The organism is Mycobacterium sp. 1165178.9 (assembly GCF_001673555.1).
Classification (GTDB): domain Bacteria; phylum Actinomycetota; class Actinomycetes; order Mycobacteriales; family Mycobacteriaceae; genus Mycobacterium.
Window position 1 is genome coordinate 1 of sequence record NZ_LZMB01000271.1, and the last position, 540, is coordinate 540.

At 67.6% G+C, this 540-nt stretch carries 1 protein-coding gene and 1 pseudogene; both read left to right on the top strand.

Annotation, left to right across the window (positions count from 1 at the left end):
- A partial coding sequence (locus tag A5652_RS11855) for an ATP-binding protein (RefSeq protein ID WP_369805783.1) occupies window positions 1–242 on the top strand: 242 nt, incomplete at its 5' end.
- Window positions 235–540: pseudogene (locus tag A5652_RS11860) on the top strand (stage II sporulation protein M); the annotation flags it as partial. The gene A5652_RS11855 and the pseudogene A5652_RS11860, both read left to right, overlap by 8 nt.

Sequence of the window (540 nt, forward strand, 5' to 3'; positions counted from 1 at the left end):
GCGCGGTTTCCGTCGCGATCGCCGACCGGGAAGGGCGCAAGGCCCTGGTGGTGCGCGCCGAGGACCAGGGTCCCGGCATCGCCGACATCGAACGGGCGATGGAAGACGGTTACACCACCGGACGCGGGCTCGGGATGGGCCTGCCGGGCGCACGTCGCCTAATGGACCGGCTGGTCGTCGAATCCACTCTGGGTCGGGGGACCGTCATCGAAATGTGGAAATGGGTTCCTCCTCGTGCATAAACATGGACGCTTCGGGCCGATCGAGTGGGCAAGGGCGGGCAGGCCTTTGCCCAGCGAGTACACGTCCGGTGACCGGGGTATCGCAGTCGAAATCGACGGGGAGGCAGCGCTGTTCGGCGTGGTAGACGGGCTCGGCCACGGGCCGGCCGCCGCAGAGGCCGCACTGCGCGCGGTCGATGCGGTCACGGGCGCCAGTTCCGAGCCGGTCGAGGTTTTGATCCAGCTCTGTCACCGTGTGTTGGTCGATACCCGGGGAGTCGCAATGACGTTGGCGCGGGTGGATTTTGCCGCCAACACC